The sequence below is a fragment of the Rhizobium mulingense genome (genome assembly GCF_029194105.1).
GTDB classification, from domain to species: Bacteria; Pseudomonadota; Alphaproteobacteria; order Rhizobiales; family Rhizobiaceae; genus Rhizobium; species Rhizobium mulingense.
This window is the reverse complement of the sequence record NZ_JARFVE010000006.1, coordinates 257708-274187: the sequence shown is the minus strand read 5'-3', so window position 1 is coordinate 274187 and position 16480 is coordinate 257708. Positions and strand designations below refer to the sequence as shown.

The following is a 16480-nucleotide window of genomic DNA, read 5'->3' as shown; positions in this document are numbered from 1 at the left end:
CAGATGAACCGGATTGTGAGATTGGCCGTAGCCGGCGTCCTGATCGGCCTTTCCGCCCTGGCGTCCGCCTGCACCTCACCTGCGAAACACGACAGGGAGGATTATCAGTATCAGCTGGATACATCGAGGAACCCGGCTTGCGCAGGTGGATTCAGACCCGGCAACGCTCGCTCGTGCAGCTACTAAAATGCATCGGGAATTTCCCGAGCACCAACTTCGCCAGGGGGCACTGCTCGAAGCGCGCGGCGCCTAGAGCATCTCCTGATTAGATTGAAGCATTCTGCCGGAGCAGGTTTTCGTCAGCGCAGAGGCGGTTGGCGACAGGCATACCACAAGGTACGTCCGGGCCGGTTGCCTCTGATCTTGGCTAGAGATGCCCGGCCCACCAGCCGCACCCCTCCGCCATGGCGAAGCGATCGGTGCGTCCGGCGATACTCAAGACTTGCGGATTTGCCTGGCGATCTGCGGGAAGGTTGGCTGAAACGGGCCGGCTGCTCGACCGGCCGGATTTCGCCGTAGAGCTTGGCTATGAGAAGCGTCGGCCGGTCGATCATCCGACTCCGTTTAAGCCAACAGAATGATTCAAGCTAACCAGGAAATGCTCTACCTGGTGCGGCGCGTGCTAACCAGCACAGCGGCGGCGCGGTTCGCCGAATCCACCGCCGCGCGGATTTCACGCCCGCGGGCGAGTTCGGCAGCGAGCACCCCCGTGAACTCGTCACCGGCGCCGTGCGTGCTCACCAGTTCAACCTTGACCGCCGCAATCGAGAAGGCTTCGCCGTTCTTCGTCGCGCAGGCTACCCCTTCCCCACCCGCCGTGACCACAACAACGGCAAAACGTTCAGCCAGTCGCGTTGCCGCATCCAGCGCCCCGGCCAAGCTGTCGACGACCGAACCCTGCGCCAACTGCTCCGCCTCGATCGCATTCACGACGACAATATCGACAAGCTGCGCGAGGTCGTCTGACAAGGGCCGCGCCGGCGCCGCATTGAGCACCACCTGCCCGCCGGCCTCCTTCATCGCTCGTGCCGCCGCGACGTTGGCAAGATCGGGAACCTCGTTCTGCAACACCAGAATGCCGCCGCCAGCAAACACCTCCTTGGCGGCGTCGACATCCGACTGGCCGAGCGCAAGGTTGCTGCCCGATACGATCACTGCGCCGTAATCGCCCTGCCCATCGAAGATTGCGACGCTCATGCCGCTGCCGACGCCGGCCACCGTCTTGACGAAGCGGTTATCCACGTTGCCAAGCCCAAGGTTGTCGATCAAAGCGCGTCCGAAATCATCGTCGGCGACAGCGCCGATCATATGAGACGACACGCCGGCTCTGGCAGCCGACAGCGCCTGATTGCCGCCCTTGCCGCCGCATTTGGGATGCCAGCTGCTTCCCGTGACCGTTTCACCCTTCCGCGGACGCGCCGGGCCGTACACCATGATGTCGTAGTGCAGGCTGCCGAAGACGACGACCGAGGGCGAAGCAGTGGTCATGGAAGCTTGTCCTTGCGTTTGGATGTCACGGCGGACATCGTTCGTTCGAGATTTCTCTCCGCCGCCTGATAGTTTCTCTTGGCGACGGCCATGAAAAGTGCGTCGAGAATGTTGAGTTGGGCAATCCGCGCCGCCGCGTTCTCGCCCATCAGGGGCGATCCTTGCGCCGTCGAACACAGAACGATATCGGCGATCTGAGCCAAAGCCGATCCGCCGTAATTGGTGATGGCGATCGTCCGGGCGCCGGACTTCCGCGCGAGCTGTATCGCTTCGATTACTGCCGTGGTGTTGCCCGAATGGGAAAATCCTATAGCCACGTCGTCAGCCCCCAGCAGGGAAGCCGACATCAGCATCATGTGCGAGTCGTCCTGGACGCTGCAGCGAACACCGATCCTCAGGAATTTGTGAGCGACATCGCGGGCGATTTGCGCCGAACCTCCGACACCATAAAAATCGCGCTGTCCCGGTTTCGCCAATAAGTCGGCGGCGCGATCGAAGGCATCGACATCAAGGATCGCCAGGGTTTCCTCCAGCGCGTTGATCGATGTACGGAAGACCTTCTGGATAATTTCGGCGGAACTGTCTTCCGCGGAAAGTTCCTGATGCATCTCCGCTGTCGGCAGCTTGTTGTAGTTCGAGACGGCGGTGCGAAAGTCACGAAAGCCGCTAAATCCCAGTTTCTTGGCGATCTTCACGACCATCGCCTCGGAAACCCCCGCCTCGGCTGCCAAGTCCTTGAGCGCGGTGTCTTCAGAGAAGTCCCTCAGTCCGAAAACCGTCTCGACAACACGCGCCTCCAAGGGGGTGAGCTGAGGCATCATCATCCGGATGCGCGGGCCCACCGCCTTGAGATCATTTGCAGAATTCATCCCCGTCCCCTTGTGACGCGATCTATCATCATCGCGACAAGGATAATAAGGCCAGTGGCAAGAAGTTGGTAGAAGGCCTGCACGTTCATCAACGTCAATCCGTTGCGCATCGCGCCCAGAATGATCGCCCCGAGCAACGTGCCGATGACGCTGCCCTTGCCGCCCATCAACGACGCCCCGCCGATTGCCGCTGCGGCGATCGCATCTAGCTCCCACAGATTGCCGAGGATCGGCTCGGCGGCACCAAGCCGGCCGATGAGGATCATCGAGGCGAGCGCCGCCAGGACGCCGGAGATCACATAGGCCGTGATCTTGGTCATGGCGATCGGGACACCGGCGACGTAAGCCGCTTCCTCATTGCCGCCGACCGCAAGCAGGTATTCACCCAGGGGAGTCTTCTTGAGAAGCACCCAAGCCAAGAGGGCGACGACAGCAACCATCACGACAGAATTCGGAATGCCGGCGATGCTGCCGTTGAACAGCGTCCGGAAGCCTTGCGGGACACCGAGCACAGGGTTGCCGCCGGTATAGATGAGCGCAATGGCTCGATAGGTGCTGAGCGTGCCGAGCGTCACAATGAAGGGCTGCAGCCCGGCATAGGCAACAAGCACGCCATTGACGAGGCCACAGAGGACGCCGATGCCGAGTCCGGCAAGGATGGCGAGAGGAACCGGAATACCGGCCACAAGCAGCGTTGCCGAGATGACGGCAGCAATCGCCGCCGTCGGACCGACGGAGAGGTCGATGCCGCCGGAGATGATCACCAGGGTCATGCCGAGCGCCAGGCAGGCGTTGATGCTGGACTGTTGGAGAATGTTCAAGAGATTTCTCTGCGAGAGAAAGTCGGGAGCCAAAAGGCCGAAGATGATCACAATGGCGACGAGGCCGATCAGCGTGCCGGCATCGCGGACCGATAAGGATCCGACAAATCTGGTTGCTGGCGCTGCGGTATTCTCGATGGTGTCAGACATGGCTTTTTCCCTGTTGGTCACGCCGTGCCGATGCGGCTTGCGGTCGTGCCGACGGCATGGGAGACGATGGTTTCTTCACTCATCTGATCGCGGCCGAGTTCAGCCGCGACAGCACCGTCGCGCATCACGAGCACACGATCGGACACCCTCAGCACCTCCGGGAGCTCGGAGGACACGACGATCACGCCGTGCCCCCCGGCGGCGAGGTCTTCGATCAGACGGTAGATTTCTGATTTCGCGCCGACGTCGATGCCTCGGGTCGGCTCATCGAAAAGCAGGATGCGCGAGCCGGCCGCCAGCCACCGCGCAATGATGGCCTTCTGCTGATTGCCGCCGCTGAAAAGCTTGATTTGGCGGTCGAGCTGAAATGGCCGCAGTTTTACGCGCCTGAGAAGGTCTTCGGCGGTCCGCTTGAGCTTGCGGTGATTGATGATGCCTGCCTTGGAGAAACGCGCCATCGAAGGCAGCGCCATGTTCGAGGTGACCGACCGTCCGGGAATGATCCCTTCCCGCTTACGCTCCTCAGGGAGCAGACCGATGCCGGCGGCAATCGCCGCGCGAGGATTGGATAGCGCCAGGGTCGTCCCATCGACTTTGACCGTGCCTGCAGCCAACCTGTCGGCGCCGGATATTGCGCGCAGAAGCTCCGTCCGGCCTGAGCCAACCAGACCGGCCACGCCTAGAACCTCGCCCTTGTGGAGGTCGAACGAAACGTCGCGGATACGGTGCGTTGAAAGATTGCGGACTTCGACACTCACGGTGCGGGTCGCGTGCGAATGGTGCGCTTCGGCCAGCAGTTCGCGGCCGACCATCATGCCGATGACTTCGTCCGGCGCGCTCGCCCTGAGATCGATGCCTGTGCGGACGACCTTTCCGTCACGCATCACCGTCGCCCTGCGGCAAACCCGGAAGACCTCGTCCATCTTGTGGGACACATAGATGATCGACACGCCGCCGGCGGCAAGCCGTTCGATGATCCCGGCCAGCCGGTCGAACTCACTGGGCGTCAGGCTCGACGTCGGCTCGTCCATGGCAACGATCCTGGCTCTGTCGAGGAGGGCGCGGGCGATCTCGACGACCTGCCGTTGGGCCACCTTCAACGAGGAAATCGGCGCCGAGGGGTCGATCGACGGGTCGATCATCGCCAGGGCTTCAGCCGCCCGGCGCTCCTGCTCGCGGCGGTCAACGATGAGGCCGCCGAGCCTGGTGAGGGAATGACCGAGAAACATGTTCTGGGCGACGGTGAGATGGGGAACCTGCTGCAGTTCCTGATGGATCATGGCGATCCCCGCCTGGCGGGCGCTCTCCGGCTTGCGGAAATGATGGACCGTGCCATCGACCTTCACCTCGCCCTGCGTCGGCCGAAAGACGCCGGAGAGGATGCGCAGGAGCGTCGATTTTCCCGCCCCATTCTCACCGAGAAGCGCGTGAATTTCACCTGGCGCGACCTCGAAGGAGACTTCCGAGAGCGCCTTGACGCCGGGAAAGACCTTGGAAATGTCTTCGAATGCCAGTCTGGAAGGAGCCACGGAACTGAACCCTTTTGAGAGTGAGGACGACCGGCCGAGCGACGGCCGTCCCGCCTTGGGAGGCTTACTTGCCTGCGGCCTTCATCAGCACCGTGCGTATGTCGACACCCTTGCCCTGGAAGTCCTTGACGTTGTCCTTGGTAATCAGCGCCTGTGGCGTCGCCACAACGCGCGGCAGCTTCTGGCCCGCGACGAGGCGAAGAGCGACTTCCATCGCGACCTCGCCCGTCAGAACGGGGAAGCTGTCGACGGTGCCCGTGAGCTCACCGGCTTCGATCGACTTGTAGGCGTCCGAGATACCGTCGGTGCCGAAGACCACGACCTTGTCCTGCAGGCCCGCCGCCTTCACGGCTTCGACGACGCCAAGAGCCATGCCGTCATTGTTGCAGTAGAAGCCGACGAGATCCGGATGCTGCTGCAGGATGGTGGTCGCCGCGTCGTAGGACATCTGCCGATCCCAGTTGCCGGGAACGCTTGCGACAACGGTGAACTTGCCGCCTTCCTCGATCGTGCTCTTGAAGCCGCTGGTGCGCTGCACGGCAGCGTAGACGCCCGCCTGACCTTCGATGATCGCGACCTTGCCGCCGTTCGGGCGGTTCTCGACGAACCACTTGGCGACGCGGACGCCATTGTCGCGCTGGACATTGCCGACATAATGCTCTGCCTGCGGGATCACCGCGTCGTTGACGTTCACGACCGGCACATTGGCCGCCTTGGCCTGTTCCATGACCGGCTGAAGATTGGCATCGGTCTGCGGCGAGACGAGCAGAACATTGTAGCCCTGCGTGACCATGCCTTCGGCGATCGTCAGCTGACCCAACTGGTCACCTTCGCTCTGAGCTGCCTGATAGGCGACGGTTACACCGAGCTTGTCCGCGAACTTCTGATAGCCCTCGCCGAGGGAGCGCCAGTATTCATTGGTCAGCGTCTTGGAGACACCGCCGACCTTGAGACCATCCGGCAGTTTCGGCAGCGGGCCGAGCTTGGCGTCAAGATCGGCCCAGTCCATGCGGTCCGGCTCGGAGTCCGAGTTGAGCGGCTTCAGGTCCTGCGCTGTCGCGATGCCAGCACAAAGGGTGGCGGCGAGAGCCGCGGCAAAAAATCTGTTCATGGAATTCCTCCCGGAGGGTTAAGTCGGTTCAGTGGTCCGCGCCGAGCATCAACTCCTGTACGATGGCCTGCGTGGAAACGGCGTCCTGTCGGTCAATCGCGCTCGAAAGGCGATTGTCCTGCTCGAGGCGGTCGACCACCCTCAACATCCGTTGGACCGTCTTGATGTTGACCTCGCATTCGCGGACCGGGTCGAGACCGGTCATATCGGGGAACGTGTCGAAGTAGATCGCACCGTCATAGCCGTCCCGGCGAACCTGGCGGAGCAGTTCGACGGTCTGCAGCGTGTGAACAGCGCCGACCATCAACCCGTCGTCGCGCTTGGCGTAGCCATCGTTCAGATGGACGCCGAGAACCCGGCTGTGACGTGCGATCAGGGCCGCCGCGAAGGCGGGCTGCTCGTCGGCATAGAGGACATGGGCGAAATCAAGCGTTACCCCGAGATTCTCGGCGCCGACCTGCTTGATGGCGAGCAGCGTTGTCGCTGCATCAGGCAGCAGGCTGTAGGAGCGCGGCTCGTTCGGCTTGTATTCGATGGAGATCAGGCAATCCGGATCGTGCTGACAAACTTCACGGATTCCGTCGATTTCGTGTTGCCACAACCTCGCATAATCGGCCTGGAAAGCGTAATCGAAGCCATCCTGACCGAGCCAGATGGTCATCAGATTTGCGCCGGCCTCGCGCGCGGCATCGATGCCTTTCTTCGTCAGCTCGATCGCCTCGCGGCGAACTGCTTCTTCGGGATGGGTGAACGCGCCGAGCTTGAAATCCGGATTCGTGTAGTACCGCATGGCGAAGCCATTGATCTGCAGGCCTAGATTGCCAAGCATGCGCGACAGTTCAGCCGGATTGTCGTTCACGTGATCGGGGTAGTTGAGATCGAGGTCGGTCAATCCTTGGACGCGGGCCGCACGCTCCGCCATCTGCATGACGGACGGCTTGCCAGATTGTCCCGGCCAAACGAGGTGTGCGCCGGAGGCGAAGGAATTCAGTCGTGTGGCAAAACGCGTCTGGCTCAAGGCATTCATCCCATCTGTGAAGTTGCACACTACTTCACAGTTTATTTTGTTTTTGTAAAGCGAAAGCTATGCTGCAGCGCAGCATTAATGCAGTGTCCCACAAAAGCAGTTGGCGAAATGACGGCCTGCGATATAGGTCTGCGCCAGGCTTCTCGGTTGCCATTAAGGGAAGTCATGCGACTCGTCATTCTCACGGGCGCATCTGGCGCCGGGAAGACAACGATCGCCGCCGGGATTGGCCGCCAGCACGGCCAAGAGAGAGACGTGTTTCACAAGGACAGCATCGGCGTACCGACAATCCAAGATATGATCCATGAATTCGGCTCTGTCGACGAATGGCAGAAAGCAGCCACCTTCGAATGGATGACTCGGACTATCTCCACTCCTGACGGAAGGACGAAGTATCCTGTTCGTGGGTCAGTCGCGCCTTTCCTTCCTAACCGAACCTGCGGGACATGCAGGAATCAAGTCCTACGCTTGCATCCTCCTCGATTGCGACGAGACCAGGACCAGTCGACTTTCGATCGACCGAGGTCAGCCGGATTTGGCAAACCCGGAGATAATGAACTGGGCCGGCTTTCTGCGGGATGAAGCGGCCGCATTTGGATGCGAAATTCTCGATACGTCAAATCTGACGCTGGAAGAGGCAGTTGACGGGTCCTTGGCGAATTGCGGAGGCAGCGTGTTTGATCAAGAAGGGCGACTGTCAGTCAGCCGTTGCTGTGTTCAATGGCCGCGAGCAGGCGGCCGAACTTGCTATCCTCAGCACCACCACGAGCTTTCCCAGCCTCTGGATTGTGTGGTTTTCGCATCACTTTCCGCAGGGTTGTAATTTCCCACTTGGCAATGGCGAAGAGCTTCGCTACAAAGCGCTTACCGCTTCAGATCGAACATAGGGAGGCGTTGCATGACAGCAGCATTCATCGACAGCTTCCCGCATGGCATGCGACGACAGTAGGTCATTGCCATTCGCGGCCCGCCCCGAGCGCGCCCGACATGCGGTTTTTCATTTTTCATGGCCCGATTGATCTGACGGGATCATTTCGTCTCCCGCCCGGGCTGTGTCATTCAACTCTCGATTTGAGGCCGGTTGCCGGAATACGGGCCGGGCAGATTAAAATGACGCGCAAGAAGCTCGATTTCCGCGCCGACGCCTATCGCCAGGTGCTTGGCTTTGTTTTTCGTCACTGGAGCCATCAGCGCGCTCTGGTCGGCGCCATCATCGTGCTGGTCATATCAAGCACGCTGGCCGAGGTCATGGTGCCGGTGTTTTCCGGCCGGATCGTCGATGCCATTGCCGGCGGCAATGCGGCCAATGGCGCGCTCAGCGCCTTTGCCGTCGTGGTGGTTCTTGGCCTCACCAGCGTCGCATTGCGCTGGTTCATCTTCAACGGGATCATCCGACTGACGCTGCGCATCATGGCTGATGTGGTCAATAGCGGCTTCCACAAGGTGCAGCGGTTCTCGACCGACTGGCACGCAAACAGCTTTGCCGGTTCGACGGTGCGCAAGATCACCCGCGGCATGTGGGCGCTAGATTCCCTCAACGACCTGTTGCTGGTCGCGCTGTTGCCCTCCATCGTCATGCTCATTGGAGCCAGTCTTGTGCTCGGCAGCTACTGGCCGGTCATGGGCCTGTTCGTCGCAACAGGATCGCTGATCTATATCGGCGCGACAGTGGCGCTTTCGATGGGTTTCGTGTCGCCGGCGGCAAGGCTTGCCAATGCCTGGGACACCAAGCTTGGCGGCGCGCTGGCCGATGCCATCAGCTGCAACTCGGTGGTCAAGGCCTTTGGCGCTGAAAGCCGTGAGGAGGCGCGCCTGCGCCACGTGCTTGCCAAATGGGACAGGCGAACCCGGCGAACTTGGAAACGCGGCACGTTGAGCGGCACGATCCAGGGCTTCATGATGGTTTCCATGCAGGCCGGCATCCTGGGAACGGGCCTGGTCATGTGGCAGCGTGGGCTGGCGACGCCCGGGGACATCACCTTCGTGCTCGCCATGTTCTTCGTTCTGCAGGGCTATCTGCGCAATGTCGGCCAGGACATCCGCAACCTGCAGCGCGCCGTCAACGACATGGAAGAGCTGGTGCTGCTCGACCAGATGCCGCTTGGTGTCGAGGACAAGCCGGACGCCAGGCCGATCGCCATCGACACGGGCGAGATCGTCTTCGATCGCGTCACCTTCCAGTATGGTGCTCATCCCGATCCGCTTTATCAGGACTTTTCCGTCACCATCAAAGCGGGCGAGCGTGTCGGCCTGGTTGGGCATTCGGGCTCGGGCAAAACGACCTTCGTCAAGCTCATCCAGCGCCTCTATGACGTGAATTCGGGCGCCATCCGCATTGACGGACAGGATATCGCCGACGTCCGGCAATCGGACCTGCGCGGCCAGATCGCCATCGTGCAGCAGGAGCCGATCCTGTTCCATCGCACGCTGGCGGAAAACATCGCCTACGGCCGGCCGAACGCCTCGCGGCGCGAGATCGAGCAGGCGGCGAAACAGGCCAATGCGCACAGCTTCATCATAGGCCTTCCCAAGGGCTATGAAACGATGGTCGGTGAACGCGGAGTCAAGCTGTCGGGCGGCGAACGGCAGCGCGTGGCCATCGCTCGCGCCTTCCTGGCTGACGCACCAATCCTCATCCTGGACGAGGCGACGTCGAGCCTCGACAGCGAAAGCGAAGTGCAGATCCAGCAGGCCATGGAACGGCTGATGGACGGCCGCACGACCCTTGTCATCGCCCACCGCCTGTCGACGGTGCGGGCGCTCGACCGGCTGCTGGTCTTCGACAAGGGCAAGATCGTCGAAGAAGGCGACCACCAGGCCTTGATCCGGCTCAATGGCGGCATTTACCGCCGGCTGTTCGAACGGCAGGCGCTGGAACTCACCAAGGGCTTGGTGGCCTAAACTGGAATGCCGGGGCTGAAGCCCCGGCTTTTGATAACGACAATGGCGCTGCAGTCGAGCTTCTCCAGGCGGAGGCCGCGGTGGGCGTCGGCTGGCGCGATTTCGTTCTCCCACGGCAACCCTGCGCCCTACTTCTCGGCAGCCCGGTATATCTCGGCCAGGTCGCACAAATCCCAGTTACCGCCAGTCAAAACCGCACAGACCTTTTCATCCGGCCTGACTTCTATCGAGCCGGCGAGCAGAGCTCCGATACCGATCGATGCGGCCGGTTCAGCGATCAGCTTCGCATCCCTCGCAAGGCTACGCATGCCTGCGATGATATGTTCATCATCAACAAGGACGATCTCGTCGACATATTTTTCGATGATCGGATACGGGTTCTGCCCCGGAACGCTTATCCTCAAGCCGTCCGCGATGGTGTTCTTCAGCGGAAACGAGGTGCGTTCCTTATTGATTCGGCTGTGAAAATACTTCGGCGTCAAAGCGGGCTCAGCGCCTATGACCCGCACCGAGGGTTTTGTTTCCTTGATGGCAGTGGCAATGCCTGAGATAAGCCCTCCGCCACCGACGGGCACGATGACCGTATCCACATCGTCCAAATCATCCAGTATCTCACATCCGATCGTGCCCTGCCCTGCCATGACAACGGGATCCTCGAACCCGTGAATGGTCGCGTAGTTGTTTTGCTCGGCGATTTCATAGACCTTTTTCCATCTGGCAGCAGTATCACCGTCGAACAGAATGACTTCGGCGCCGAGAGCCCGCGTGTTGGCGATTTTGATTGCCGGCGTGGTAACCGGGAGCACCAGGATCACTTTTATGCCGAGCATCCTCGCCGCGTAAGAAAGCCCCTGGGCGTGGTTGCCCGACGAACTGGCGATGACGCCGTTTGCAAGCTCCTGTCGCGGAAGCGAAAGCGCCTTGTTGAGAGCGCCGCGGATTTTGAATGCGCCGGTGATCTGCAGCGTCTCAGGCTTGAGATAGAGCTGGCAGCCAACGTCTTTCTCTATTTTTTCCGCACGTAGCAGCGGCGTGTGCCTGATATGGGGCTTAAGCCTTTCTCGGGCTTCGCGTATGTCCTGAATAGTCGGGTAGTTGCGCATGATGCTCCTCGCCTTCCGCTTCCGGCCGACATTCTTGCGAATATTGGCGCAGAGCGCTCATCGACGGTTGTTTTGATTTGAGGGCCAAGCCTTGGATTTTCTCGCAAGCCGGTCGGAAGAGCGCACGGCCTCCGTCAGGATTTGAAGAATTCAAAGAACGTTCCGGCGCCCCCGTCTATTGCGTTGCGGTAAATTCTGTTCGCTGTGACATTGTCTTGGATAGCCATTCCCGTGGAGTCGAAAATGGTGACCTCGTCATCATTTTCTCTGCCCGGCTTTCGACCCAGCAAAATCTCGCCGATCTCTCCATGAATATCGTCTCTGGCGATGATATTTCTGTCCAACGGATGCCAGGTCTCACCCTTCTCGACACACTGCGCCATTGAATCCACCACCACCTTGGCGTTCCTGAATATCTCAGGATCCAGTTCCTGTTTGCCCCTCTGATCGGTGCCGATGGCAACGATGTGCGTGCCGGCCTTGACCCAATCCGCTTCCACAACCGACCCCTTCCCACAGGTGGTCGTAACCAGGATGTCGGCCTGCTCAACGGCTACCCGTTTGGAATTCGCCGTGACGACGGAAATGCCGAACTCGCTCTCGATATCCGCCTTGTACCTCGCAAGCGTCTCCGGATGGCTGTCCCAGGCATGGATCTCTTCGATCGTCATGATCTCGTTGATCGCGCGGATCTGCATTCTCGCTTGGTTTCCCGTCCCGATCGAAGCGACTTTCCTGGCATCTTTCCGCGCCAGTGCTTTCACCGAGACAGCTCCGGCGGCTCCGGTTCTGAGGCCGGTGATCAGGCTTCCGTCCATGACGCAGGTCAGGGCGCAGCTTCTCGCATCGAAGAGAAGGATCGTGCCCATGCCGCTCGGCACCCCATGCGCCGCCGGGTTATCGATAAAACCTCCGGACGATGCCTTCATGGAAATCACTTCATTGGCTTTGTTGTAGCCAAGCTTGAAATCCACTTCCCCACGAGGTGACGGGAGATGTATCCCTATATAATCGGGCTGCACCACCTGATCGCTGTTGTAGGCTTTGTAGGCTTCTTCCACTGCAGCGATGACGTCGCGCATGCAGATCAGCCTTCCTACGTCCTCCTTATTAAGCAGCAGCGTTTGCATCCATTGCCTCCCTGTTCTCAAGTTTCAGGCACAGGCGCGTCCCCACACCCGCCAGACAGGATCCACGGCGCCGCTCGTTCGAACGTCGCACCGAGCATATTCAGGCGAGAAGGCCGGCTATGGATGCTCTTGTTCATGCACTCCTCCGGAATCTATTGCCGGGATCTGCGTGCGATCATCATTGCATCGACAAGACGGCATAAGATGTGGGATTTTGGGGAAGTTCAGATATTCCGGCCGCGTCTGCCTCCACCTGCAAAAACACTCGCTGGTGGCGCCTCTGTTAGAATGATCGTCGTCATTTCGCGGCCGTGATCAGCAAACCAGACGAGGTGACGCCGATGCGCCGCGTTCAGGTCGCACGCGCTTGCGCCTCTATACCTGCGTCAGCGGAACGACGCTCACGACAAGGCGAAGATCCTGACCTCTCTGCCGATGCCTTGAAGTTCCGCCATCCGGGAAGCTGATGTTACGCCGCTGTCACGCAGGATCTCCGAGACATGGGCATTTTCAACGATGGCTTCCGTCGTCATAATTACGTTGGGATCGGCAAGGCCCTGGACGCGGGAGGCGATATTGACGGTCTGGCCGAAATAGTCCTGCCGGTCGTTCAGGTTGACGGCAAGGCAGGGTCCTTCGTGGATGCCGATTTTCAGGAGCAGGTCTTCGCTGCCGTGTTCGGCATTCAACCGGCGCATCGCCTCGCGCATTCTGAGTGCGGCCGCCACCGCGCGATCCGGGCTCGGGAAGGTCGCCATGACTGCATCGCCGATCGTCTTGACGACCGCACCGGCCTCGGTGGCGACGATCTCGTGAAGCACGCGGAAATGCGCCCGCACAAGGTCAAAAGCGGCAAGATCTCCGACGCGCTCGTAAAGCGCGGTCGAGCCCCTGAGATCGGTGAAGAGGAACGTCAGACTGGTGATCTTCAGACGCTGGTCGACGTCGAGCGTATCGGTCCGGTAAATGTCGCGAAAGCTCTGGTTCGTCAGCAGGCGCTTGGCCGTCAGAAAGGCCCGGCGGCGGCCCAGCAGATCATGTAGATCATCTCCGGCAACACAGACGTTCGGCACCACCCTGCGATCGGTATGGTTCTCAAGGGTCAGCCGCAGCAGGCCGGGACGCATCGTGACGGTCTCGTTCAGCGCATGCCCGCGGCTGATGACCATCGAGAGGTTCTGGCGTTCGTTGGTGGGTTCGCCCTGCACATCAATGAACTGCGCCGAATGTGTCACGGCATCGAAGATGATGACGAATTGCGACGGCAGCTGCAGCGACACGAATGCTTTCTCGCCGGGCGCCAGCTCGATCATCTCCAGAAGGATGCTTGCGAACTTGGCTTCCAGATCCTCCGGCAGGTCGACGCCGGAGCTGAAGAAGATCTGGCGATAATATTCGAGCGGCGGCAGCCGGTCTGGCTCGTGGGCGGCAATCCTGCGCACCCGTGGACTGACCGTGAAGGTGACCTCGACCATCTCGTCGAGGGTCGGTTCATATCCGGCGGCACAGAGCGCGCAATGATAGGTGTCCTGGACGACGCCTTTCAGGGTCGCGCCGCTGTCAAGGACGCCGCCGCATCCCGGGCAGAGCACATTCCAGGTCATTTCGAACGCGCCTATACGGGCGGCGTGGAGAAAGGCGGCGATGGTTTTCTCTTCGTTGAGATGGTGTTTTTCGGCGAAAGCAAGGGCGTTGATGCGATTGAGATCGCGATCGGCGCCATGCCTGACAACCTTTTCGATGCACTCGACCGTCTGCGGGTCAGCCGCCTGTCGCAGGGTGGCAAAAAGCACGTCCACTTCGCTCATTAGACAAGTCTCTGTGCAGACAACATCGGCGAACGAGGCCGGTTCCGGCATCATAACACGGGAGCCTCCCAATAGAAATCAACAGCCCCGGATGCCGCTTGTTTTCCGGCCGACCAGGCCGTCGCCACCGTGAAATCCGGCCAAAGGATCAGCCGTTACTCGATTACATCACGGCTGTGAAAATTGATGTGAATAGTGCACAAAAGGTGAACGTCACCCCCTCGACTTCCGCTACAATCAGTCGTTTCGCCCCCGTGGGGCGGTTCACAAAGGAGAAACGATGGATCGTCTCGTCGGCGCGGATGAAGGGGCTCCATTGGCGCAGCGGGCCGAAAAATCCGGCCGTGCGGACGCAGTTGCACGGGATATCACGGCGATCAAAATCGGCGACTGTCTGCTGGGCTACAAGGCCGTGCAGCGCCGGATGCGGGGCGGTCGCTGGAACTATTTCCGCGGCCGCATACGCGAGATCGAGAAATTGGTTCGGCACCGCCATGGAGAGATCGTGCCGGAGGCGGATGACGCCCTGATCTATGTCGAGGTGATCGGAAGCCTCGCTTTCGTCGAGTTCAAGGAAGAGTTTGTCGAGGTGGTGCTCGGCTGGGCGGCCCGGTGGGTCCCCTGGGCCGGGAAGACCGCGATCGAGGAAATCATCTATGAGCGGACGAAGGTGCGCTTTTCCCCGCTTTCCGCCGACGCGCTCGGCCATGCCCTGCATCTGAGCTACGCCGAACGCTGCGCGCTCGATATCCGCACCATCGGCGCCTTCGACGTGCCGAAGGCGAAAAGGGCAAAACTGCAAAAGGCAAAGCGGCGCCAGCGCGAGCAGAGCCGGAAAGAGAAGCAACGCCGCGCCGCCGGCGCCGTTGCCAGGGCCGACTATCTCGCCAACTCGCTGAGCCAGTCCCGCCCCTGGGAGGCCTTCGGCATCAGCCGCCGGACGTGGGAGCGCCGCGGGCGGCCGATGCCGGAACGCGAGGCGATACTGGACGGCGGCTCGGTCCAGCTCGCCGCTTGACCGGCTCTGAGCATCTCAGCCGGGTAGTCCGAACCAGGCGATCATCGCGTCGTGAAGACCATCCTGCGTCCCCTGGCCGACCCATGCCACATATCCGTCGGGTCGGATCAGCACCGCGCTCGGCGCCGAGACCGCCCCGAGCACCGGCAGCTCCCACGGACCGCCGTAGCTCGCCTGAACCAGTCGAACGCGGCCTGACCATGGCGCGATGTCGAGGCCGCCGGCTGCGCCGAGATTCAACAGCACCGGCCGCGCGTCTCTAAGCAGCGCAAAGACACGGATGGACCCGTCAGGCGTGGCGAGGTCGAAGTCGGGCATGCGGCGGCCGAGCAGCGGGTGCCCTTCGCCGAGATCGTAGCGGAGGGCAAGTCCGGACATTTCGCCGGCGATCGTCTTGCGGGCCTCCTCCAGCCCAAGCAGCTCCAGCACGATATCTCTGAGGGCTTCGGTGCGGTCATCAGTGCGCTGCAGGGCGACCTGGGCCATTGTCGTGCGCAACACGCGGGCGGCGACCGGATGTCGCTCGGCATGATAAGTATCGAGCAGGGACTCAGGCGATAGTCCCTTCACCACCTGGGCAAGCTTCCAGCCGAGATTGACGGCGTCCTGCACGCCGGTGTTGAGCCCCTGCCCGCCCACCGGCGAATGCACATGCGCGGCGTCACCCGCCAGGAAAACCCGGCCCTTGCGATAGGCTGCCGCCTGCCGCGACATGTCGGTGAACCTGGAAATCCACTTGAGACCATGGATTCCATAATCCGTTCCGCAGGCGGCGATCAGCGCTTGCCTGAGATCGCCGAGCGTCGGCTCGCCTGCCGCGCCGGCATTCTTTTCCGTCACCATGACATTGATCGGGCCTTCGCTGGCAAACACGACCTTGCCGTCGCGAATTTCATAATCCTCGCGGCCGAAGGCATGCATGCCGAGCGCCGTGCGATGGACGCCGAGCGGCGGCTCCTCCTCCATCTCGGCCTCGGCGAGAATATTGCTGGTCGTCGCGTCCCATCCGGGAAAATCAATGCCGGCCATCTTGCGAACCAGGCTGCGGCCGCCATCGCAGCCGACGAGATAGCTTGCCCGGATTTCCGAAGCGTCGGAGAGTTCGATGGTCAGACCGGAAGCGTCCTGCACGAAGCCCGTCAGTTCGCAACCGCGATAGATCACAACCGGCAGCTCGTCGACCCAGCCGGCGAGAATGCGCTCGATATGCTTCTGCCGCAGCGCCAGCCCGTAATTGTGCCGCGTTGGAAAATCGCTGATATCCAGCCGCGTGACCGCGAAACCGGTGACCTGGGCGATCTGCCCTTCCGCCAGAAACCGCTCGACGATGCCCCGCTGATCCAAAACCTCGAGCGTGCGCGCACTCAGGCCGCCAGCACGCGAACCGACGACCTCCTGGTTCAAGCGACGCTCGACAATGGCGACATCGATGCCCGCCAAGGCCAGTTCGCCGGCCAGCATCAGCCCCGTCGGCCCGCCTCCAGCAATCACGACCGCATGTTCCCTCATCCGCAAACTCCTCTGC

At 61.1% G+C, this 16480-nt stretch carries 13 protein-coding genes; 3 read left to right on the top strand and 10 right to left on the bottom strand.

The genetic code is table 11. The features are described 5' to 3' along the window. Nucleotides 1-603: 603 nt before the first annotated feature. The 6 genes from PYR71_RS16365 to PYR71_RS16340 form a co-directional block, all read right to left on the bottom strand. Nucleotides 604-1488: a ribokinase gene (locus tag PYR71_RS16365; protein WP_275620086.1), complete on the bottom strand. Its 885-nt coding sequence runs from the start codon at nucleotides 1486-1488 to the stop codon at nucleotides 604-606. Beyond that, entirely contained in the window at nucleotides 1485-2357 is an 873-nt protein-coding gene (locus PYR71_RS16360; protein ID WP_183915694.1) for a MurR/RpiR family transcriptional regulator, read from the bottom strand. Before PYR71_RS16360 ends, PYR71_RS16365 begins: the two co-directional genes overlap by 4 nt. Continuing rightward, nucleotides 2354-3328: an ABC transporter permease gene (locus PYR71_RS16355; RefSeq protein ID WP_275620085.1), complete on the bottom strand. Its 975-nt coding sequence runs from the start codon at nucleotides 3326-3328 to the stop codon at nucleotides 2354-2356. Before PYR71_RS16355 ends, PYR71_RS16360 begins: the two co-directional genes overlap by 4 nt. 17 nt (nucleotides 3329-3345) lie before the next feature. Next, the gene (locus tag PYR71_RS16350) at nucleotides 3346-4857 is read right to left on the bottom strand and encodes a sugar ABC transporter ATP-binding protein (protein WP_275620084.1); all 1512 of its coding nucleotides are present in this window, start codon (nucleotides 4855-4857) and stop codon (nucleotides 3346-3348) included. Nucleotides 4858-4921: 64 nt separating this feature from the next. Beyond that, a complete protein-coding gene (locus PYR71_RS16345) occupies nucleotides 4922-5968 on the bottom strand; it encodes a sugar ABC transporter substrate-binding protein (RefSeq protein WP_275620083.1) in 1047 nt (348 codons plus the stop codon). 28 nt (nucleotides 5969-5996) lie between these two features. Then, nucleotides 5997-6995: a sugar phosphate isomerase/epimerase family protein gene (locus tag PYR71_RS16340; protein ID WP_275620082.1), complete on the bottom strand. Its 999-nt coding sequence runs from the start codon at nucleotides 6993-6995 to the stop codon at nucleotides 5997-5999. 677 nt (nucleotides 6996-7672) lie between these two features. Between PYR71_RS16340 and PYR71_RS16335 the strand changes: the two genes are divergently transcribed. Together PYR71_RS16335 and PYR71_RS16330 are read left to right on the top strand one after the other, a co-directional pair. Further along, nucleotides 7673-7882 (top strand): hypothetical protein, encoded by a 210-nt coding sequence (locus PYR71_RS16335; RefSeq protein ID WP_275620081.1) that lies wholly within the window; start codon nucleotides 7673-7675, stop codon nucleotides 7880-7882. 223 nt (nucleotides 7883-8105) lie between these two features. Further along, nucleotides 8106-9896: an ABC transporter ATP-binding protein gene (locus tag PYR71_RS16330; protein WP_275620080.1), complete on the top strand. Its 1791-nt coding sequence runs from the start codon at nucleotides 8106-8108 to the stop codon at nucleotides 9894-9896. Nucleotides 9897-10024: 128 nt separating this feature from the next. Here PYR71_RS16330 and PYR71_RS16325 read toward each other — a convergent pair whose 3' ends face one another. The 3 genes from PYR71_RS16325 to PYR71_RS16315 form a co-directional block, all read right to left on the bottom strand. Further along, the gene (locus tag PYR71_RS16325) at nucleotides 10025-10999 is read right to left on the bottom strand and encodes a threonine/serine dehydratase family protein (protein WP_275620079.1); all 975 of its coding nucleotides are present in this window, start codon (nucleotides 10997-10999) and stop codon (nucleotides 10025-10027) included. 134 nt (nucleotides 11000-11133) lie between these two features. Continuing rightward, on the bottom strand, nucleotides 11134-12129 hold the full coding sequence (locus tag PYR71_RS16320; protein WP_275620078.1) for an ornithine cyclodeaminase family protein: 996 nt from the start codon (nucleotides 12127-12129) through the stop codon (nucleotides 11134-11136). Between the two features lie 401 nt (nucleotides 12130-12530). Beyond that, the gene (locus PYR71_RS16315; RefSeq protein ID WP_275620077.1) at nucleotides 12531-13937 is read right to left on the bottom strand and encodes an adenylate/guanylate cyclase domain-containing protein; all 1407 of its coding nucleotides are present in this window, start codon (nucleotides 13935-13937) and stop codon (nucleotides 12531-12533) included. 280 nt (nucleotides 13938-14217) lie between these two features. On the opposite strand from PYR71_RS16315, the gene PYR71_RS16310 reads away from it, so the two are divergent. Next, nucleotides 14218-14955, top strand: a complete 738-nt coding sequence (locus tag PYR71_RS16310) for a hypothetical protein (protein ID WP_275620076.1) — start codon at nucleotides 14218-14220, stop codon at nucleotides 14953-14955. Nucleotides 14956-14970: 15 nt separating this feature from the next. Here PYR71_RS16310 and PYR71_RS16305 read toward each other — a convergent pair whose 3' ends face one another. After that, nucleotides 14971-16464, bottom strand: a complete 1494-nt coding sequence (locus PYR71_RS16305) for an FAD-dependent monooxygenase (protein ID WP_275620075.1) — start codon at nucleotides 16462-16464, stop codon at nucleotides 14971-14973. Nucleotides 16465-16480: the final 16 nt, after the last annotated feature.